The organism is Streptomyces sp. G-G2, assembly GCF_030063135.1.
GTDB lineage: Bacteria > Actinomycetota > Actinomycetes > Streptomycetales > Streptomycetaceae > Streptomyces.
This window is the reverse complement of the sequence record NZ_JASISO010000004.1, coordinates 240,133-260,396: the sequence shown is the minus strand read 5'-3', so window position 1 is coordinate 260,396 and position 20,264 is coordinate 240,133. Positions and strand designations below refer to the sequence as shown.

At 74.1% G+C, this 20,264-nt stretch carries 15 protein-coding genes, 2 tRNA genes and 2 pseudogenes; 9 read left to right on the top strand and 10 right to left on the bottom strand.

The features are described from left to right. The first annotated feature begins 12 nt into the window (after positions 1 to 12). Complete coding sequence (locus tag QMF80_RS05500) at positions 13 to 861, top strand: aldo/keto reductase (RefSeq protein ID WP_283450000.1); 849 nt, start codon at positions 13 to 15, stop codon at positions 859 to 861. Between the two features lie 3 nt (positions 862 to 864). On the opposite strand, the gene QMF80_RS05495 is transcribed toward QMF80_RS05500, so the two are convergent. Both QMF80_RS05495 and QMF80_RS05490 read right to left on the bottom strand, forming a co-directional pair. Beyond that, positions 865 to 1,419, bottom strand: a complete 555-nt coding sequence (locus tag QMF80_RS05495) for a DUF1697 domain-containing protein (RefSeq protein WP_283449998.1) — start codon at positions 1,417 to 1,419, stop codon at positions 865 to 867. Between the two features lie 140 nt (positions 1,420 to 1,559). Further along, positions 1,560 to 1,664: pseudogene (locus QMF80_RS05490) on the bottom strand (sugar ABC transporter permease); the annotation flags it as partial. A gap of 143 nt (positions 1,665 to 1,807) precedes the next feature. Between QMF80_RS05490 and QMF80_RS05485 the strand changes: the two are divergent. Both QMF80_RS05485 and QMF80_RS05480 read left to right on the top strand, forming a co-directional pair. Next, entirely contained in the window at positions 1,808 to 2,662 is an 855-nt protein-coding gene (locus QMF80_RS05485; protein WP_283449997.1) for a phosphotransferase enzyme family protein, read from the top strand. 82 nt (positions 2,663 to 2,744) lie between these two features. Continuing rightward, the gene (locus QMF80_RS05480) at positions 2,745 to 3,410 is read left to right on the top strand and encodes a hypothetical protein (RefSeq protein ID WP_283449995.1); all 666 of its coding nucleotides are present in this window, start codon (positions 2,745 to 2,747) and stop codon (positions 3,408 to 3,410) included. 20 nt (positions 3,411 to 3,430) lie between these two features. Here QMF80_RS05480 and QMF80_RS05475 read toward each other — a convergent pair whose 3' ends face one another. Next, a complete protein-coding gene (locus tag QMF80_RS05475) occupies positions 3,431 to 4,156 on the bottom strand; it encodes a 3'-5' exonuclease (RefSeq protein WP_283450051.1) in 726 nt (241 codons plus the stop codon). A 190-nt stretch (positions 4,157 to 4,346) separates the two neighbouring features. Between QMF80_RS05475 and QMF80_RS05470 the strand changes: the two genes are divergently transcribed. Then, positions 4,347 to 4,421: transfer RNA gene (locus QMF80_RS05470), tRNA-Trp, on the top strand. Between the two features lie 187 nt (positions 4,422 to 4,608). On the opposite strand, the gene QMF80_RS05465 is transcribed toward QMF80_RS05470, so the two are convergent. Beyond that, entirely contained in the window at positions 4,609 to 5,880 is a 1,272-nt protein-coding gene (locus tag QMF80_RS05465) for a DUF5919 domain-containing protein (RefSeq protein ID WP_283449993.1), read from the bottom strand. A gap of 265 nt (positions 5,881 to 6,145) precedes the next feature. On the opposite strand from QMF80_RS05465, the gene glgX reads away from it, so the two are divergent. Beyond that, the gene (gene glgX / locus QMF80_RS05460; protein WP_283449991.1) at positions 6,146 to 8,260 is read left to right on the top strand and encodes a glycogen debranching protein GlgX; all 2,115 of its coding nucleotides are present in this window, start codon (positions 6,146 to 6,148) and stop codon (positions 8,258 to 8,260) included. Here the strand turns inward: glgX and QMF80_RS05455 are convergent. Further along, positions 8,245 to 9,522 carry an MFS transporter gene (locus QMF80_RS05455; RefSeq protein WP_283449989.1) on the bottom strand — a complete coding sequence of 426 codons (1,278 nt, stop codon included), beginning with the start codon at positions 9,520 to 9,522 and terminating at the stop codon, positions 8,245 to 8,247. The genes glgX and QMF80_RS05455 overlap by 16 nt on opposite strands. A gap of 82 nt (positions 9,523 to 9,604) precedes the next feature. Here QMF80_RS05455 and treY point away from each other — a divergent pair, with 82 nt between their 5' ends. Together treY and QMF80_RS05445 are read left to right on the top strand one after the other, a co-directional pair. Next, a complete protein-coding gene (gene treY, locus QMF80_RS05450; RefSeq protein ID WP_283449987.1) occupies positions 9,605 to 11,917 on the top strand; it encodes a malto-oligosyltrehalose synthase in 2,313 nt (770 codons plus the stop codon). 48 nt (positions 11,918 to 11,965) lie between these two features. After that, positions 11,966 to 13,294, top strand: a complete 1,329-nt coding sequence (locus QMF80_RS05445; RefSeq protein WP_502962775.1) for a M14 family zinc carboxypeptidase — start codon at positions 11,966 to 11,968, stop codon at positions 13,292 to 13,294. A 92-nt stretch (positions 13,295 to 13,386) separates the two neighbouring features. Here QMF80_RS05445 and QMF80_RS38245 read toward each other — a convergent pair. Then, a pseudogene (locus QMF80_RS38245) lies at positions 13,387 to 13,551 on the bottom strand (GNAT family N-acetyltransferase); the annotation flags it as partial. A 54-nt stretch (positions 13,552 to 13,605) separates the two neighbouring features. Beyond that, positions 13,606 to 14,181: an FHA domain-containing protein gene (locus QMF80_RS05435; RefSeq protein ID WP_283449983.1), complete on the bottom strand. Its 576-nt coding sequence runs from the start codon at positions 14,179 to 14,181 to the stop codon at positions 13,606 to 13,608. Between the two features lie 125 nt (positions 14,182 to 14,306). On the opposite strand from QMF80_RS05435, the gene treZ reads away from it, so the two are divergent. Beyond that, entirely contained in the window at positions 14,307 to 16,073 is a 1,767-nt protein-coding gene (treZ, locus tag QMF80_RS05430; RefSeq protein WP_283449981.1) for a malto-oligosyltrehalose trehalohydrolase, read from the top strand. Between the two features lie 24 nt (positions 16,074 to 16,097). Here treZ and QMF80_RS05425 read toward each other — a convergent pair whose 3' ends face one another. Continuing rightward, entirely contained in the window at positions 16,098 to 17,246 is a 1,149-nt protein-coding gene (locus tag QMF80_RS05425; protein WP_283449980.1) for an aminopeptidase P family protein, read from the bottom strand. A gap of 190 nt (positions 17,247 to 17,436) precedes the next feature. Here QMF80_RS05425 and QMF80_RS05420 point away from each other — a divergent pair. Beyond that, positions 17,437 to 17,509: transfer RNA gene (locus QMF80_RS05420), tRNA-His, on the top strand. 105 nt (positions 17,510 to 17,614) lie between these two features. Here the strand turns inward: QMF80_RS05420 and QMF80_RS05415 are convergent. Both QMF80_RS05415 and QMF80_RS05410 read right to left on the bottom strand, forming a co-directional pair. Beyond that, positions 17,615 to 17,971 carry an alpha/beta fold hydrolase gene (locus tag QMF80_RS05415; RefSeq protein WP_283449978.1) on the bottom strand — a complete coding sequence of 119 codons (357 nt, stop codon included), beginning with the start codon at positions 17,969 to 17,971 and terminating at the stop codon, positions 17,615 to 17,617. Positions 17,972 to 18,177: 206 nt separating this feature from the next. Continuing rightward, entirely contained in the window at positions 18,178 to 20,241 is a 2,064-nt protein-coding gene (locus QMF80_RS05410; RefSeq protein WP_283449976.1) for a phosphocholine-specific phospholipase C, read from the bottom strand. Positions 20,242 to 20,264: the final 23 nt, after the last annotated feature.

Sequence of the window (20,264 nt, the reverse complement as noted above, 5' to 3'; positions counted from 1 at the left end):
TACCGTCGGGGCATGGTGGACACGGTGTTCAGTCTGGGTGGGGACCTGCCGGTCCGGCGGCTCGGATTCGGTACGGGCGGTCTGGTCGGCCCGGGGTTCTGGGGGCCGCGCGGGGACCGGGAGCAGGCCCGGGAGCTGCTGCGGGCGGCGGTCGCGGGCGGGGCCTCGCTCCTGGACACGGCCGACAACTACGGTCCGGAGCTGGCCGAGGAGCTGGTCGCCGAGGCCCTGTACCCGTACGCCGACGGGCTGGTGATCGCGACCAAGGGCGGGGTGGTGCGGACCGGCCCCGACCAGTGGCACCTCGCGGGGCGGCCGGAGCAGCTGCGGGCGGCGTGCGAGGCGAGTCTGCGGCGGCTGCGGGTGGAGCGGATCGACCTGTACCAGCTGCACCGCTTCGATCCGGCGCTGCCGGAGGCCGAACAGCTGGGCGTGCTCGACCAGTTGCGGGCGGAGGGCAAGATCCGGCACATCGGGCTGGACACGGTGAGCGCCGACCAGCTGGCGCGGGCCCTGGAGACGACCCCGGTGGCCGCCGTCCAGAACCCCTTCAACCTGCTGGACCGCTCGGCCGCCCCGGTGCTCGCGCTGTGCGAGGCCGAGGGGATCGCCTTCCTGCCGTACTACCCGCTGGGCAGCGGTGCGCTGACCCGGGACGGGTCGGCGGCGCTGGCCGCGGTGGCGGCCGCGCACGGGGCCGGGCCGGGGCAGGTCGCGCTGGCCTGGCTGCTGCACCACGCGCCGGTGCTGTGCCCGACGCCGGGCACCGGGTCGCCCGTACACCTGGCGCAGAACCTGGCGGCGGCCTCGATCCTGCTGTCCCCCGCGGAGCTTGGCCTGCTGGACGCGCTCGCGCCCTGAGCCCTACCGGGGGCCGGTGAGTTCGACGAGCTTGACCACGGTGTTCCAGTTGCGGGTGGTCACGTCGAGGCCCTTGACCACGGCCGGGCGGGCGAGGGCCTCGGCCAGTTTGGAGCGGCCGAGGCCCTCGGGGGCGTAGAGGTAGATCACCCGGTCGCCGAGCCGGAACTCCTCCGGGAGGTACGCGTCCCGGTCGAGCGCGGCGAAGCGTTCCGCGTCGGCCCGTTCGGACAGGAAGGTGGCGTGCAGCTGCTTGCCTTCGAGTTCGGCGGCGGGGAAGGGGCAGCCGGCGACGACGGCCCGCAGGTGGTCGCCGTCGACCACCAGGCAGGGGACGCGGAAGCCGAAGTGGGCCTCGATGGCCGCCTCCAGCTCCCGGGCGAGCGCGTCCGGGTCGGCCCGCTCGCTGGTGAAGACGGCGTTGCCGCTCTGCAGGTAGGTCTGGATGCCCGTGTGGCCGAGGCCCGCGAGGACCTCGCGCAGCTCGGCCATCGGGACCTTCTTGTGGCCGCCGACATTGATGCCGCGCAGCAGGGCGGCGTACGTCCGTGTGGTCATGGGCGAACGATAGGGCGGGGCACTGACAGTTCGGCCGATCCGGCCCGTTCGGCCGCGATGAGGTCGGCGGCGGCCCGTGTGCCGCCCGCGCCCGCCATCCGCTCCGGGATGCTCCGGGCGCGCTCGGCGACTTCGGGGTCGGCGGGGAGGGCGGTGGCCAGGCCGCCGAGCCGGTCGGCGCCGCCGCCGGGGCCGAGGCCGCGCAGGGTCTCGTCGAGGACGCCCGCGTCGGGGTGGTGGACCAGCGTCCTGGTCCGTCTCCGTCATCGCGCGCAGGCCCTCATGGCACGTCGAGGCACCGCACACCGGGATGCGAGACTTGGCCCATTCACGACGCCGAGGTACCGGGTGACGGCCGGGGCGATGAGGACCGGAGCGGAAGAGCGGCATGGACGAGACGCGGGCCAGGGACGTACTGACGGCGGCGGGTCTCGGCCGCAAGGCCGAACTGCTCGCCCTGGGCGAGAACGCGGTGTTCGCCGACGGCGACCTGGTGGTGAAGGTCGGCCGCACCGATCCGGCGCTGGTGGCGCGGGCCGAGGCGGAGCTGAGGGTGGCGGGCTGGCTCGCGGAGGTGGACGTTCCGGCGGTACGGGCGGCCGAACCGGTCCCCCGGCTGGTCGACGGGCATCCGGTGACCCTGTGGCACCGCCTCCCCGCGGCCGTGCGCCCGGCGGGCCCGGCGGACCTGGCCGCGCTGCTGCGCCGGGTGCACGCCCTGCCCGCGCCGCCGTTCGCCCTCGCGCCCCGGGACCTGCTCGGCGGGGTCGAGCGGTGGCTGCGGCTGGCCGGTGACGCGATCGACCCCGAGGACGCGGCGTACCTGCGGGACCGCCGCGACGGCTACGCGGCCGGCGTCGCCGCGCTCACCCCGCACCTGGCCCCGGGCCCGGTGCACGGGGACGCGCTGCCCCGCAACGTCCACGTGGGACCCGACGGCCCGGTCCTGGTCGACCTGGAGACCTTCGCGATGGACCTGCGCGAGCACGACCTGGTCGTGATGGCCCTGTCCCGGGACCGCTACGGCCTGCCCGCGGAGTCCTACGACGCGTTCGTGACGGCGTACGGGTGGGACGTACGGGCGTGGGGCGGCTGCGCCCTGCTGCGCGGCGCCCGCGAGACGGCGAGCTGCGCCTGGGTCGCGCAGCACGCCCCGACCAACCCCAGGGCGCTGGCGGAATTCCGTCGACGGGTCGCCTCGCTGCGCGATAACGTCCCCCAGGTCCGCTGGCACCCCTTCTGATCCCGCCGGAGCACCGATGAAGCCCGATGACGCTCGTCCGATGAAGCCCGCCCGATGACGCTCGTCCGATGAAGCGCCGCCGATGAAGCTGGCCGTCGTCATCCACGAGGCCCGGCTCGGGGCCCGGGAGTTCAAGGTGATCCGCCCGGCCCGGCCGCTGACCCGGGCCGTGCTGGTCGACCGCGACCGGTACCTCCACGCCTCGCTGGACCACGACGGCGCGCGCCGGACCGCCGGGCTGTGGACCCTCGCCGCGTCGTCGCCGAACGCCCTGGTCCACCTGCCGATCCGGGCGAACCGGCCACCGTACGAGGAGGTACGGCCCGGCACCCGGCAGCTCGACCTGGTGCTGCTGCACCACTCGCTCCAGTTCGCGCCCTCGCGCTGGCCGGAGCTGCGCGCACGGCTCGGCCCCGGGCGCCCGCGGACGGTGGACCTGCGCGACGGCGACCAGGCGACCGCGGCGTGGATCGACCATGAGACCCGGCGCCACCACGAGAACCGGGACCGGTTCCACCAGCGCGTCCACGCCGAGACCCTGTTCATGACCGGCAGCGCGCGGCTGCTGCGGGAAACGGCCGGCCCCTTCTACGACGTCGCCCGCTTCGGCCCCGGCCACGTCCCCCCGCGCTCGCCCCACGCCCGCTGCTGCCCCGGGCTGTACTCCCCCGGCCTGCTCGGGGACGGCCGCGAACTCCACATCGCATACCACGCCCAATGGCCGCCCCGGCCCGGTACGGGCACGTAGGACTCGGCGCTGGGCGGGAATCAGAGCTGGGCGGGTATCAGCGCCCGCAGCGGCCACGCCGTGTCGATCACCGCGTCCGGGGTGCCCTGGCGCCGCAGGTAGGCCTCGAAGTCCCGGGCCCAGCGCGCGTGCCAGCCGCCCTGCCGGGTGTGCAGCTCGGCCGGGGCCAGCACCGCCACCTCGGGGTGGCGGGCGGCTATCGCCCGGGCCACCTGGACCGCGGCCAGCGCGTCGGCGCCCGCGTCGTGGGCGTCCTCCAAGGTGACCCCGTACACCCCGCACACCGCTTCCAGGGTCCGCTTCCCGCGCCGGTAGCGGTCCACCGCCCGGTCGATGGTCAGCGGGTCCACCACCGGCCCCGTCTCGGGGCCGCCGAGCCGCTCGGCCAGCGAGGGCAGCCCGTACCGGGCGAGTTCGGCCGCGAGCATGGTCAGGTCGAAGGCCGCGTTGTAGGCGACGACCACCCCGCCCTGGCGCCAGTACTCCACCAGCGCCGACGCCACCTCGTCGGCGACCTCCGGCGCGGGGCGCCCCTCGCGGACCGCGCGTTCGGTGCTGATGCCGTGGATCGCCGAAGCCTCCTCGGGGATCGCTATCCCCGGGTCCGCGAGCCAGCCCCGCCGCTCCCGCACCGCCCCGCCCCGTACGTCGATCAGCGCGGCCGTCACGATCCGCGAAGCCCCAGGCTCCGTACCGGTCGTCTCCAGATCGAACCCGATCAGCACCCCGCCGTGCCAGTCCCCCATGCCGTGCTCGCCCTCCACCCCGTGCCCCTCCCCCGTACACATCCGGTCAACGGCTTTCAGCCTGCCACGCACCACTGACAGCCCACCGGCCGGGGGCGACCGGCAGCACGGACACCGCCGTGACGCCCGCCGTGGGTGCCTCCCGGGCCCGGACATCCGCGAGCGGGCCCGTAGGATGCCGCTCGGGGGCGGAGCCGTAGCGCAGAGGTCGTCGCGCGCGGTCTCCAAAACCGCGAGGACGCCGGTTCGAATCCGGTCGGCTCCGCCTTCCCACCGCACCCGGAGGTGCTCCCGGTTCCGGACGCGGGCGTCCGGGGCCGCCGCTACGGCCGCGGTGTTCCGCTCGACCGCGTGGGCCCTGCACGGCCTCGTACCGCTCCCGCGCCACCACCGATTCGGCGCACTTCCCCTCAGGCCACGCCCGTACCACCACTCACACCATTCCCACCGATTCAGGACACCGGCCGGGAGTCCTCCCACACCGATTCGAATTCCTCCCGATAGGTGGTGAAGAGGCCGTGATCCGCGTCACGCGGCATCCCCCGGCCGCCCCCGCGCAGCACCAGGACGGGGGCCTCCATGCCGCGGGCCCGGCGCAGGTACGACTGGACCACCGCGATGCCCGAGGACTCGCCCTCCACCAGGTAGGCCGTGAAGCGCGGGGTCTCGTCGAAGACGTGGATCTCGAAGCGGGAGGGATCCCGCAGCCCCGCCCGGACCCGTCGCACGTGGAGGATGTTCATCTCCACCGACCGGCTCAGCTCCCCCTTGCGCAGCCCCAGCTCGCGCTCGCGCCGCTTGACCGCGCTGCTCGCCGGGTTCAGGAACAGCAGCCGGACCCGGCAGCCCCCCTCCGTGAGCCGGACGAGTCTTCGGCCCGAGTAGTTCTGGACCAGGAGGTTCAGGCCTATGCCGATCGCGTCGAGGCGGCGGGCCCCGCCGAACAGGTCCTCGGCCGGGAGCTGGCGCTGGAGCCGCACCCGGTCGGGGTGCACGGAGATGACGTCGGCGTAGCGGTCGCCCACCAGGTCCTCGACGGCGTCGATCGGCAGCCGGTCGGCCGAGGGGCTGCCCGCGCCGCCGCCCAGGACCTCCAGCAGCCGGGCCGAGGCCCGTTCGGCCTGTTCCAGTACGGGCCGGGACAGGGCGCGGTTGCGGGAGACCACGTTGCGGGTGACCTCCAGCTCGTCCAGGGCCTGCTCGATCTCGCGCCGGTCGTCGAAGTACGGCTCGAAGCACGGCCAGTGCTGGACCATCAGCTCCCGCAGCTGGGGCAGGGTCAGGAAGCTCAGCACGTTGTCGTCGGCCGAGTCCAGCAGGTAGCCCTTGCGGCGGCTGACCTCGCGGACGGCGACCGCCCGCTGCACCCACTCCTGCCCGGCGGGACCGGCGGCCGCGACCACCCAGTCGTCCTGGCCGTGCACGGGCTCGTAGATCGGCCGCAGCACCGCCCCGACGACGGCCCTCAGCCGCTGTTCGATCAGATTGAGCCAAATGTAGGCACGGCCCGCGCGCTGGGCCCGGACCCGGACCTCGCTCCACGCGTCCGCGCCCCAGTCCAGCTCGATCCCGGTCCGGGCACTCCCCGTGCTTCCGCTCTCCGCCGGACCCGCCAGGGAGACCGCCCCGACGGCCGCGCCGCCGGGTACACCTCCCGGGGTGTCCGCCGGACCTCCCTCGTGACCGCTGTCACCAGGGGGAAGCTCCAGACCTCCCGAGCTCACCCGCGCACCGCCTCCCGCTTCTGGATCGCCCGCTCCAACGATCAAGGAAGGGTATCCCGCGCGCGCCGCCCGGTGCAGCCGGATGGCCCGTACACCGGACCCCCGTTGACCCATTATCCGATGCGCGCATTGTCCACTCACCCGGAAATCGGCTCTACGCGGTCACCCGGTAGGACCATCTCAAGTCCCCGCGTAGGCGCGCTCTTTCGGGGAAGATCTGGGAGACGTAGTCCGACGCCGGATCAGGATTGGAAGAGTCGCATCTATGCAGGTCTGGCCAGGACAGGCGTATCCCCTGGGTGCCACCTATGACGGGGCGGGCACCAACTTCGCGGTCTACTCCGAGGCCGCACGGCGCATTGAGCTGTGCCTCCTCCACGACGACGGCTCGGAGACGGCCGTCGAACTGCGCGAGACGGACGCCTTCGTCCGGCACGCCTACCTGCCCGGGGTGATGCCCGGCCAGCGCTACGGCTTCCGGGTGCACGGCCCGTACGAGCCCGAGCGCGGGCAGCGCTGCAACCCGGCGAAGCTCCTGCTGGACCCCTACGCGCGGGCCATCAGCGGGTCGGTCGACTGGGGCGAACAGGTGTACGGCTACCACTTCGGGCGCCCGGATTCGCGCAACGACCTGGACTCCGCGCCGCGCACGATGAGCTCGGTCGTGGTCAACCCGTACTTCGACTGGGCCAATGACCGGCCGCCGCGTACCGAGTACCACCACACGGTGCTGTACGAGGCCCACGTCAAGGGACTGACCATGCGTCATCCCGATCTCCCCGAGGAGCTGCGCGGCACCTACGCCGCGCTCGCCCACCCCGCGGTGATCGGGCACCTGACCAAGCTCGGGGTCACGGCGCTGGAGCTGATGCCGGTGCACCAGTCGGTCAACGACCACCGCCTCTTCAACGACGGGCTGAGCAACTACTGGGGTTACAACACCATCGGGTTCTTCGCCCCGCACAACGCCTACGCCTCGGGCGACCGGGGCCAGCAGGTGCTGGAGTTCAAGTCGGCGGTACGGGCCCTGCACGAGGCGGGCATCGAGGTCATCCTCGACGTGGTCTACAACCACACCGCCGAGGGCAACCACCTGGGCCCGACCCTGTCCTTCCGGGGCCTGGACAACGCCTCGTACTACCGGCTCGCCGACGACCCCCGCTACTACACGGACACCACGGGCACCGGGAACTCGCTGCTCATGCGGTCCCCGCACGTGCTCCAGCTGATCATGGACTCGCTGCGGTACTGGGTCACCGAGATGCATGTGGACGGGTTCCGCTTCGACCTCGCGGCCACCCTGGCCCGCCAGTTCCACGAGGTGGACCGGCTGTCCTCGTTCTTCGACCTGGTGCAGCAGGATCCGGTGGTCAGCCAGGTGAAGCTGATCGCCGAGCCCTGGGACCTGGGCGAGGGCGGTTACCAGGTGGGCAACTTCCCGCCGCTGTGGACCGAGTGGAACGGCAAGTACCGCGACACCGTCCGGGACCTGTGGCGCGGCCAGCCGCGCACCCTCGCCGAGTTCGCCGGCCGCCTCACCGGCTCCTCCGACCTCTACCAGGACGACGGGCGCCGCCCACTGGCCTCGATCAACTTCGCGACCTGCCACGACGGTTTCACCCTGAACGACCTGGTCTCCTACAACGACAAGCACAACGAGGGCAACCGCGAGGGCAACCGGGACGGCGAGAGCCACAACCGGTCCTGGAACTGCGGGGTCGAGGGCCCCACCGAGGACCCGGAGGTGCTGGAGCTGCGGGCCCGCCAGATGCGCAACTTCATCGCCACGCTCATGCTGTCGCAGGGCGTGCCGATGCTCAGCCACGGCGACGAGTTCGCGCGGACCCAGGGCGGCAACAACAACGCGTACTGCCAGGACAACGAGCTGTCCTGGGTGGCCTGGCCGGAGCCGGGCAAGCCGGCGCCCGGACTGCTGGACTTCACCCGGCAGATGGTGTGGCTGCGGCGCGACCACCCGGTGTTCCGGCGGCGCCGGTTCTTCCACGGGCGGCCGGTCGAGGGGACCGACGACGAACTGTCGGACATCGCGTGGTTCACCCCGCACGGCGAGCAGATGCGGGCCCGCGACTGGCAGGCGCAGCACGCGCGGGCGCTGGCGGTGTTCCTCAACGGGGAGGCGATCTCGGAGCCGGGCACCCGCGGCGAGCGGATCACCGACGACTCCTTCCTGCTCATGTTCAACGCGGGCGCCGAACCGCAGGACTTCACCCTCCCGGCGGGGCACGGGTCGCAGTGGCGGACGGTCGTGGACACGGCGCGGGCGGACGTACTGCCACCCGGCACCGGCCGTGAGTACGGGGCCGGCGACCGGGTGTCGCTGACGGGACGGAGCCTGGTGGTGCTTCAGCGCCCGGCGTAGGCCCCACGCGGGGCGGCGGCCGGGGACGAGGGGCCGCCGGCCGCCCCGGCCGGATGGGTACGGGCGGACGGCACCCGGGAGGACAGGGCGAGGACCAGGGTCAGCCCGGCCGCGGCGACCGCGACCGCGAAGGCCCCGGCGGGCCCGTACCACTCGGCGAGCCGCCCCGAGAGGGCCAGGGCGAGGGCCTGTCCGGCGACCAGGGAGCTGGCGGCGAAGGCCATCGACTCGGCGAGCCGCTCGGGGGCCACCGCACGCTCGGTCAGGGCGAATGCGGTGATCAGGTGGGGCGCGTACGCCGCGCCGAGGACGGTGACGACGGCGTACAGGCTCCACAGGCTGTCCACGAACAGCAGCGGGACGGAGAGCGCGAGGGCCGCGCCGGTGGCCGTACGCCAGCGCAGCCGCAGCCCGAAGCGGGCGGGCAGCGCGCCCAGACCGAGGCCCACGGCCGCGCTGACCACGCCCATCGCGGCGTACACGATCCCGGCCTGGCCGGGGACGCCGAGGCGGACGGTGAGCGCGGCTATGCCCGCCTGGCACGCGCCGAACATGGCGCCCTGGAGCGCGAGCGAGCCCCGGACGGCGTGCACGATCCGGGGGTGGCGGGGGCGCCGCGCCTTCGCGGCGCGCGTCGGCGCGGGCGATCCGGCGGTGACCGCGGCCGTCGGGTGCAGGGCGTAGGCGCTGCCGAAGGCGACGACGACGACGGCCGCGCCGCCCAGGGCCACGGCCGGGTGCGCGACGAGCGCGGCGAGCCCGACCAGGGCCGGGCCGAAGACGAAGGACACCTCGTCCAGGGTGCCTTCGAGGGAGTGGACGGCGCCGATCACGCCCTCGTCGGCCCCGGCGCGGTGCGCGAGGGCGACGGAGCGGGTCCGGGCGAGGGGGCCGATCAGGGGGATCGAGGCCCCGGTGACGGCTGCGATCGCGGCGAGCGGGAGCGTGTCGAGACCTGCGAGGGCTCCGGCGACCAGCGCCCCGGTGGCCAGGGCGTTGACCGCGGCGGCGGCCAGGACGACGGGGCGCTGGCCGCGGCGGTCGGCGAGGCGGCCCAGCAGCGGTCCGCAGACCACCTGGCCCGCGGAGAGGGTGCCCCCGACGATTCCGGCGGTGGCGAGGGAGCCACTGGTCTCGGCGACCAGCAGGACGCTCCCGAACTGGGACATCGCGACGGGCAGTCGGGCGAAGAAGGAAATGATCGGCAGGAGGGGCCCGGTCAGGGCGATGACTTTTCGATAGGTGTCGACGGTTCCAAACACCCGAGGAACGTTAACCCGGCGCAGTCACCCGGATGCATTGGGTAATGGCACGGAATCCGGCAGGCTGGGTACGTACGTTCTCATGAGCCAGCAGCCCGCGCCCCCGCGTCCGACCGCCACCTACCGACTCCAGCTGCGCCCGGAATTCCCCTTCCGGGCGGCCGCCGACGCCGTGCCGTACCTCGCCTCGCTCGGGGTGTCCCACCTCCACCTGTCCCCCGTGCTGGAGGCGGCGCCCGGCTCCTCCCACGGTTACGACGTGGTCGACCACACCCGGGTCCGGGCCGAGCTGGGCGGCGAGGAGGGCCTGCGCTCGCTGGCCCGCACCGCCCGCGCGCACGGTCTCGGTCTGGTCCTGGACATCGTCCCGAACCACATGGCGGTCCCGGCGCCCTCAAGCCTCAACCGGCCGCTGTGGGAGGTGCTGCGGGAGGGCCCGGATTCGCCGTACGCCCGCTGGTTCGACATCGACTGGGCGGCGAACGGCGGCCAGGTGCTGCTCCCGGTGCTGGGCGAGCCGCTGGATCCGGCGGCCGTGCGGGTGGCGGACGGCCGCCTGCACGTCGGGGACCACCGCTTCCCGCTGCGGGCGGGTACGGAGGCCCTGGCGCCGCCCGAGCTGCTCGCGGCCCAGTGGTACCGCCCGGCGTACTGGCGGGAGGCCCGCACCGACCTGAACTACCGCCGTTTCTTCACCATTTCCGAGCTGATCGGAGTCCGGGTCGAGGACCCCGAGGTCTTCGCCGCCACCCACGCGAAGCTGCTGGAGCTGCTCGCCGACGGGGTGGCCGAGGGGTTGCGGATCGACCACGTGGACGGGCTGGCGGACCCGGCCGAGTACCTGCGGCGGCTCCGGGCGGCCGCGGGGCCCGGGGTCTGGATCGTGGTGGAGAAGATCCTGGCCCGGGAGGAACGGCTGCCCGGCGGCTGGCCGGTGGCGGGCACCACCGGCTACGACGCCCTGAGCCGGGTCGACGGGGTACTGACCGCCGGGCCCGGGGCCGCCGAACTGACCGCCCGCCACCGGCGGGCCACCGGCGGGCCCGACTGGCCGCGGACGGCCGCGGCCGCCACCCGCGAGGTGCTGACGGTGGACCTGGCGGCGGAGCTGGCGCTGCTGTGCCGGTGGGCGGAGCGCGAGGCGGGCCCGGGGCTGGCGGACGCGGTCCGCGAGCTGCTGATCGCCTACCCGGTGTACCGGCCGTACCCGGGGTCGACGCGGCTGCCGGGCCCGGCGGACGGCGGGGCGGACGGCGGGGCGGACGGCGGGGCGGACCACGCGGGCGACACGGGCGCGGCGGTCGGTGCGGACGCGCTGGACGCCGTACGGAAGCTGGTCGCGGGCGACGCCGGGTTCGCGGCCCGGTTCTCCCAGACCTCGGCGGCGCTGCGTGCCAAGTCCCTGGAGGACCGCGCCTTCTACCGCTTCGCCCCGCTGCTCTCGGCGACCGAGGTCGGCGGGGATCCGGACCGTCCGGCGGTCCTCCCGGAGGAGTTCCACGCGTACTGCGCCCACCTGGAACGGGACTGGCCCGGCTCCGGCACCGTGCTCTCCACCCACGACACCAAGCGCAGCGCGGACGTCCGGGCGCGGATCGCGGTGCTGTCCGAGCGCCCGGAGCTGATGCCGCTGCTCGCCGGGGCGCCGGACCCGCTGATGGCCTGGGTGGCCTTCCAGAGCGCGCTCGGGCTGGGCGAGGCCCCCGACCGGTCGGAGCGGCTCGCGGCCGCCCTGCTCAAGGCCGCCAAGGAGGCCGCGCTGCGGACCAGTTGGACGGAACCCGACCCGGCGTACGAGGCCACCCTCGCGGACCACGTCCCCGGACCCGGGCCGCTGCCGGACATCGCGGGCCCGGCCGGGGCGAACGTCCTGGCGATGACCGCGCTGCACCTGACCATGCCGGGGGTACCGGAGGTCTACCAGGGCGAGGAGAACGACTGCCGGACCCTCGTCGACCCGGACAACCGGCGCGCGGTGGCCTTCCCGGCGCCGGGGACCGCCGTCGGCCCGGGCCCCGAGCGGGATTCCGGTCCCGGGGCCGGGAAGCGGGCCCTGACCACGGCCCTGCTGCGGCTGCGCCGGGACCGCCCGGAGCTGTTCACCGGCTACGCCCCGGTCGCGGCCGAGGGCCCGGCCGCCGAGCACTGCCTGGCCTACACCCGCTCACCGGAGCTGCTGGTCGCCGTCACCCGCCTCTCGTACCTGCTCGGCGCGGCGGGCGGCTGGCGCGACACCGCGCTGCCGCTCCCGCCGGGCTCCTGGGCCTCCGCCCTGGGACCGGGGTCCGGACCCTGGACGGGCCGGGTCCCCGTCGCGGACCTCCTGGCGGGCGCCCCGGTGGCGGTACTGGTCCGGGAGCGGCAGTCCGGCAACCCGGGGCTCGCGGAGCGGTAGGGGCGCACGTCAGGCGGGCAGAGCATCACAGTGACCCTCCTCCGAGACATGCGCTACCCGACACCGGACGAACTCACCCTGGCCGCCGGTGCGCTGGCCGACCGGCATCCCTCCCTGGTCCGGCTCCGCCGCACCGGCACCTCCCGGGGCGGGCGGCCGCTGTGGCTGCTCTCCGTCCGAAGCTCGACTGCCCGACACTCCGGCGGCCGAAGCGCCCCCGGCCAGGGCGCCCCCGGCCAGGGCGTCCCCGGCCGGGGCTCCGCCGCCGACGGCCGTAACGTCCTGGTCGTCGCCGGGGCCCACGCCAACGAACCCGTCGGCGGGCCCACCGCCCTGTCGGTCGCCCGCCGCGTCGTCGCGGACCCCGCCCTGCGCGACGGGTGCGGCTGGCACTTCCTGCTCTGCGCGGATCCCGACGGCGCGGCGCTGCACCGCACGCCCCACCCGCACTCGATCCTCGACTACCACCGCAACTTCTTCCGGCCCCCCGGGCCCGAACAGCCGGAGTGGGCGCCCTCTTTACTGCCTCCGGACCGGCTGCCGCCCGAAACCCTGGCCCTGACCGCGCTCATCGACGAACTGCGCCCGGTCCTCCAGGTGTCCCTGCACGCGACGGACCTCGGCGGGAGCTGGGTCCAGCTCACCCGGGACATACCGGGGCTCGCCGAACCCTTCGCCAAGTCGGCGGCCGAACTGCGGATCCCGGTGGAGACCGGGGCCTCGGACGCCGCGGGCTGGCCCTCCCCCGGCCCCGGGATCTTCGTGATGCCCGCGCCGGGCGAGGGGGCGGCCGGGGTGTTCCACCCGGAGGACACCCGGCTGAGCACCTGGTACCACGCCCACGTCTACGACGGCACCACCGCCATCGTCGAAGTCCCCATGTGGGCCAGTGACCTGGTGGACGACCCGGCGCCGCACCCGGACCCCCGGAGCGCGCTGCGGATGCTGGCCCGGCGGCTCACGGCGGACGCCGAGCAGGTGGCCCGGGTGCTCGCCGGGACCCGGCCGGACCTGTCGTACGAGGACCCGGTGTCGGGGCCGCTGCTGCGCGCGGTGGACTGGACGCTCGCGCTGATCCCCCGGGTCGCCGCCGAGTGGTCCGGGGGCGCGGCGCCCCCGGACGCGAGCGCCGCGTACATCGGGAGCATCGACGCCTTCGCGCGCAGGCTCGCGCTGCGGGCCGCCGCCATGCTGCTGCGGGTGCTGCACGCGGCCGGGCATCCGGCGGCGCCCGCGCTGGACCGGCTGGTCACGGTCTGGTGCGAGGCCTTCGCGGCCCGGTTCCAGGCACGCTGGGTGCCGGTGGCCACGCAGGTGGAGCACCAGTCCCGGACCGTACTGGCAACGTACGAGCGGCTCCTGGCCGTCAGTCCCTGAGCGGCCCGGGGACCGGCGCGCGGGGCGGTCCCGGCGGCCGGTACGGGCCATCCGTACCGGCGCTTGGCCACGCCCGTCGCGCCGAGCCGGTCGTAGAAGCGGATCGCGCCCTCGTTCCAGTCGGGGGTCTGCCGCTGGACCTCTCCGAGGCCCAGCTCGCGCGCGAGGTCGGCGACGGCGGCCATCAGGGCCGCGCCGAGGCCGTGCCCGCGCGCGCCCCCGACGAGGTAGAGGCAGTCCATGTGGAGGTAGTGCGCCGCGTCCCAGAACGCGAACTCCGTGGAGCAGGCGGCAGGGGCCGTCCGCGCCGTCTACTGCGCGGACAGCCGGTAGTTCATGCTCCCGAAGCCGACCTGGTCCCCCACGCGCACCACGGCGGCTCCGCCGACCCGCTGGCCGTTGACCGTGGTGCCGTTGGTGGATCCCAGGTCGCGCAGCACCCATTGGCCGTTCTGCGGGCGCAGCTCGGCGTGGTGGCGGGAGACCGTCTCGTGGCCGAGGCGCAGTCCGCTGCCGGGGTCGCGGCCGATGCTCAGGACCTCCCCGACCGTGCCGGGCTGGGGCAGCAGCAGCCGGGGCAGCTTCTCCGCGGCCCAGGCCCGGCGGATGCCCACGCTCACGGCGGAGACCCGGCCGACCCAGCCGAACAGCCGCCGGGTCAGGGGGCTTTCGGTCGCACCGCGGAGCCGGGTGTCGAGGTCGGCCGTGAGGACGGCGAGGTCCTCCGACCGGCGTGCGACCAGGGCGAGTTCCATCCGGCGCACGAAGGTGTCGTGCGAGAGCCTGCCGTCGGCCGCGCCGTCCCGCAGATGTCCGAGCGCGCGGTCGCGCTCCGCGTCGGAGACCCGGTGCACGGGGTAGGCGGGAAACTCGAAACTGGACGTCACAGGGTGATTGTCGGCCCGTCGTGCCCCAAGTGTCCAGAACTCCCGCGCCGGGCCCGCGATGATGGCCGAGCCAAGACCCGGTCGTGGCAGAAAGACCGGGGACCGCCGAGACGAGGGGACCGTCCATGCAGTTCGAGGTGTGGGCTCCGCAGGCAGGACAGGTCGGGTTGCGGCTGAACGGCGTCGCGCAGGGCATGGCTCGCGACCCGGACCGGGCGGGCTGGTGGACCGTCGGGGCCCCGGCCGCCGACGGGGACCGGTACGGGTTCCTGCTGGACACGGACCCCGCGGCCGGGGATCGGGCCGTACGGCCCGACCCGCGCGGGCGGCGGCTCCCGGACGGACCGGACGGCCTCTCGGCGGTGGTCGACTTCGAGGCGCTGCTCCCCGGTTCTCCGGCCCCCGCGCCCCGGACCCCGCTCCAGGACGCCGTGCTGTACGAGCTGCACGTCGGCACCTTCACCCCCGAGGGCACCTTCGACGCGGCCGCCGCCCGGCTGGGCCACCTCGGCGACCTCGGGGTGACGCACGTCGAGCTGATGCCGGTGTGCTCCTTCCCGGGGCGGCACGGCTGGGGGTACGACGGGGTGGCGCCCTGGGCGGTGCACGAGCCGTACGGCGGCCCGGCCGGGCTCGTCCGGTTCGTGGAGGCCGCGCACACCGCCGGGCTCGGGGTGGTGCTGGACGTGGTCCTCAACCACCTCGGGCCCTCCGGCAACCATCTCCCCGCCTTCGGGCCGTACTTCACCGACACCCACCAGACCCCGTGGGGCGCGGCGGTCAACCTGGACGCGCCCGGTTCGGACGAGGTCCGCGCGTACCTCCTGGGCAGCGCGCTGGCCTGGCTGCGGGACTACCGGATCGACGGGCTGCGGCTGGACGCCGTCCACGCGCTGGCGGACGGGCGGGCGCTGACGTTCCTGGAGGAACTCTCGGCGGCGGTGGACGCGTTGGCGGCGGAGAGCGGCCGTCCGCTGTTCCTGATCGCCGAGTCGGACCAGTGCGATCCGCGCACCACCACCGCGCGCGCGGTCGGCGGCCTGGGACTGCACGCGCAGTGGAACGACGACTTCCACCACGCCCTGCACTGCGCGCTGACCGGCGAGTCCCAGGGCTACTACGCCGACTTCGCGGTCGCCCCGCTGGGCGCCCTCGCCAAGACCATGACCCGGGCCTTCTTCCACGACGGCACCTGGTCCTCCTTCCGGGGCCGCGCCCACGGCCGTCCGGTGGACCGGCGCCGCACCCCGGCGCACCGGTTCCTCGGCTACACCCAGACCCACGACCAGATCGGCAACCGGGCGCTCGGCGACCGGCTCGCCGCGTCCCTGTCGCCGGGGGCGCTGGCCTGCGCCGCGACCCTGGCGCTGACCGGGCCGTTCGTGCCGATGCTGTTCATGGGCGAGGAGTGGGGGGCGCGGACCCCCTGGCAGTACTTCACCGACCACCCCGACCCGGTCCTCGCGGAGGCGGTACGGAGCGGGCGGCGGCGGGAGTTCGCGGCGCACGGGTGGAAGGCGGAGGAGATCCCGGACCCGCAGGACCCGGCCACCCGGGAGCGGTCCTGCCTGGACTGGGCCGAGCCGGACGCGGCGGCCCACGCCCGGCTGCTGGAGTGGTACCGGACCCTGATCGCGCTGCGCCGGACCCTGCCCGACCTGCGCGACCCCGATCTCGCGGCGGTCCGGGTGGCCCACGACGAGGAGCGGCGCTGGACGACCTTCCGGCGCGGGGACGTGCGGGTCGCGGTCAACCTGTCCCCGGAACCGGTGACCATCGCGCTGGGCCGCAACGGGGTCCGGGTGCTCGCCGCGTGGGAGCCGGTGGACCGTCCGGGCCCGGACGGCCGCCTGCGCCTGCCCGGTGAGTCGGCGGTCGTCCTGGGCCCGTGAGCGCGGGCCGCGAAGGTGCCGGGGCTACTCGACGACGGCGAGTTCGCGCGGGGCGTTGTTGAAGCTGCGCCCCCCGTCCCCGGTCACCGTCACGATGTCCTCGATCCGGACGCCGAACCGGCCCGGGAGGTAGATGCCCGGCTCGACGGAGAAGCACATGCCCGGGACGAGGAGCTGCTCCTCGCCCTCGATCATGTAGGGCGGTTCGTGCGTGGTGACGCCGATGCCGTGGCCGGTGCGGTGGATGAACCGCTCGCCGTAGCCGAACTCGGTGATCACCGCGCGGGCCGCCCGGTCCACGTCCTGGCAGGCGATGCCGGGGCGGACCGCCTCGGAGGCGGCCCGCTGGGCCTCGCGGACGATGTCGTGGACGCGCTGCTCCTCGGCGGTGGGCTCGCCGACGTGGACGGTGCGGGAGATGTCGGAGCCGTAGCCGTGCTTGAGGCCGCCGAAGTCGAGGACCACCATGTCGCCGTGTTCGATGACCCGCGATTCGGCCTCGTGGTGCGGGTTGGCGCCGTTGGGCCCGGATCCGACCACCGTGAAGTCCACCTGGGAGTGGCCGTATTCGCGCAGCAGGGCGGCCAGGTCCGCGGCCACCTCGGTCTCCCTGCGCCCGGCGAAGCGGACGCCGAGGATCCGGGCGTACGCGGCGTCGGCGGCGGCCCCGGCGGCCTCCAGCCGGGCCAGCTCCCGCTCGTCCTTGACCGCCCGCAGCATGGGCAGGGCGTCGGTGAGCGGCACGTAGGAGGTGGTGGGCACCTCGCGCTGGAGGCCGAGCAGGTGCAGCGCCCAGGTGTTGTCGCTGACGCCGAAGCGGCCGCTGACGTCGAGCAGCGGTGCGGTGACGCCGTAGGGGTTCTTGCCGTCGGTCCAGTCGCGCAGGGTCAGGGCGCCCGCGCCCGCCGCCTTGGCCGCGTCGGGGGCTTCGAGGGTGGGGACGACGAGCACCGGGTCCTGTCCGGCGGCGAGGACCAGCAGGGTCAGCCGCTCGGTGTCCACGGGCCGGTACCCCGTGAGGTGGGTGAGGTCGGGCCCGGGGGCGATCAGCAGCCCGGCCAGCCCGGCGTCGGCGGCGCTCCGCGCGGCGGCGGCCATCCGGGCCGCGTAGTCGGCGGCGGTGAAGGGGGCGGGTTCGGTCCCGGCGGTGTCGGGTGCGGTGTCAAAGGCCATGGGGCGATCCTGCCGCGCCCCGCACGGCGAGCGCCACGGCCGCGCCGGGGCGGGGTGCGCCGGGCGGCCGGGGGCCGACGGCGGGGCGGGACCCGGGCGGCCCGGCCCGGTAAACGGTGTCGCGGGAGCACCCCCCTGATCGGCTATGCTGTGCATGCACATCGAACGGGTGGTTCCGCCACCCTTCGTGGTGGGTGTAGCTCAGTTGGTAGAGCACCTGGTTGTGGTCCAGGTGGCCGCGGGTTCAAGTCCCGTCACTCACCCTGATCCCGTGGGGGGTACGAGGTTTTCCTCGTACCCCCCACGGGTTTTTCGTGTGGCGGTGGCCTCACGCCGCTGTGCTCCTGCCCCCTTGCGCCCCTATGCCCTTATGTCCGCAGGAACGCCTCGGCCTCCGTCACGAAGGCGACCGGGGTCTCGTGGGGCGGGTAGTGGCCGGAGCCCGGGAGGGTGTGGACGCGGCAGTCCGGGTACCAGGCCTGCCAGGTGCTCCGCACCAGTTCGGCGGTGAGCGCGAGCACGTCGTCGGCGATCTCGGGCACGGTCCACCGGCCGGGGACGTCCTTGCGGTCGCCGTAGCCCCGGTAGTCGGGGAAGGCGTACGAGAACCCCTCGGGATCGAGGTACTCCAGCGCGGAGCCCCAGTGCGCGGAGGTCCCGAACCAGTCGTGCAGCACGATGGCGCGGACGGGACCGGTGCCGATCCTGCGGTGGGCGATGGCCATGCGTTCTCCCTCGGTGACGGAGCCGGTGCCGGAGCCGGGACCGGCTGCGGGACGGAAACCGACGCCGTACGTTCTGCCCAGCGGGCCCACCACCACACCGTGACGCCGATCATCCCGCACGGTGCGCGTCCGGGTCGTCGACGGTCCGGTCCCGCGCCCCCGCCACCCCGAGCGGCGCCGGGTGCCCGACACCGCCCGGGACCGGGTCAGGCGGTCCTGATCGCCGGGTCGGAGACGCCCGGGACGCCCGTTTCCACGTGGCCCGCGAAGCGGCGCAGGAAGGTGGCGTCCGTGTCCGAGACGACCTTCACGTCGTACCAGCGGCCGGTGCTCTGGAGGTTCACGGTGCAGGAGGCCGTGGCCCCGGCCAGGACCTTGAAGGTCTGGGCGGCGCCGCCGTAGGCGTTGGTCACCGTGAGATTGACGGCGGTGGTGCCCGCGTTGGTCATGGACAGGACCAGGTTGCCGGTGGTCCCGTTGTGCCGGGCGCTCACCTCGGGGCCCGCCTTCTTCGCGGGGCCCTTGAAGGTGCGCAGGAAGCCGTTGGGGCCCCAGACCGTGAGGTTGATCTGGTTGCCGGTGGAGCTGCTGGTGCTCCAGGTGTCGGCGAGGGTCTTGCCCGCCTCGACCGTGTAGGGCCAGGGGCCGTCCGTACGGTTGCCCGAGGTGCTGTGGAAGTGCGCGCCCAGCGCGGGGCCGCCGGCGAAGGTCAGGGTGAACGTGCCGGTGGACACGGTGGCCGCGCCGTCCACGTACGGGGCGTAGCCGAGCGCGCGGGTGGGCTTGGAGCCCGGCTCCTGTGCGGGCAGGGCGCCGGTGGTGGGCGGCACCGGGTGATAGGACGGGTGCGTGTTGTGGTCGGGCGGAAGGTAGCCCGCGGTGGGCGGCAGCGCGGCCGGGGCGGCGTCGGCCCTGGTGAAGTCGAAGGCCGCGGTGAGGTCACCGCAGACGGCGCGGCGCCAGGGGGTGATGTTGGGCTCCCGCACGCCGAACCGCTTCTCCATGAAGCGGATCACCGAGGTGTGGTCGAAGGTCTCGGAGCAGACGTAGCCGCCCTTGCTCCAGGGCGAGACGACGATCATCGGCACGCGCGGGCCGAGCCCGTAGGGACCGGCCGCGTAGCCGGTGACCCCGCCGGTGTAGAGGTCCTTGGTGACGTCGGCGGTGGACAGGCCCCAGGCCGAGGAGGCCGGCGGGTACGGCGGGACGACGTGGTCGAAGAAGCCGTCGTTCTCGTCGTAGGTGATGAAGAGGGCGGTCTTCGCCCACACCGCCGGGTTCGAGGTCAGCGCGTCGAGGACCTGGGAGATGTACCAGGCGCCGAAGTTGGTGGGCCAGTTCGGGTGCTCGCTGAAGGCCTCGGGCGCGGCTATCCAGGAGATCTCCGGCAGGGCGCCGTTCTGCACGTCGGCGCGCAGCTTGTCGAAGTAGCCCTCGCCCGCCTTGGCGTTCGTACCGGTACGGGCCTTCTCGTACAGCGGGTCGCCGGGCTGGGCGTTGCGGTACGAGGTGAAGTACAGCAGCGAGTTGTCGCCGTAGTTGCCGCGGAAGGCATCGCTGATCCAGCCCCAGGATCCGGCGGCGTTCAGGCCGTCGCCGATGTCCTGGTAGATCTTCCAGGAGACTCCGGCCGCCTCCAGGCGCTCGGGGTAGGTCTTCCAGCCGTAGCCCGCCTCCTGGTTGCCGAGGACCGGGCCGCCGCCGGTACCGTCGTTGCCGGTGTACCCGGAGAAGAGGTAATACCGGTTGGGGTCGGTGGCTCCGATGAAGGAGCAGTGGTAGGCGTCGCAGACGGTGAACGCGTCGGCGAGGGCGTAGTGGAACGGAATGTCGTTCCGGTTCATGTACGACATGGTGGTCGTGGTCTTGGCCGGGACCCACTTGTCGTACTTGCCGTTGTTGTAGGCCTGGTGGCCACCGGCCCAGTCGTGGTTGAGGCCCTCGACGAACTTCATGCCCAGGTCGCCCACCTGGGGGTGGAAGGGCGGGATGTCCTTCGTCCCGTTGGACTGGTAGAAGACGGACTTCCCGTTGTCCTGGAGGACGGGGCGCGGGTCGCCGAAACCGCGGACGCCCTTCATCGTGCCGAAGTACTGATCGAAGGAACGATTCTCCTGCATCAGTACGACGATGTGCTCGATGTCCTGGATGGTGCCGGTGGCGCCCTGCGCGGGGATGGCGGCGGCGCGGGCGATGCTCTCCGAGAGCAGCGCGGTGGCGGCGGTGCCACCGGCGATCTGGAGGAACCGGCGACGATCGAGTTCTGCCATGGTGTGAAGACCTCTGGGGGTGA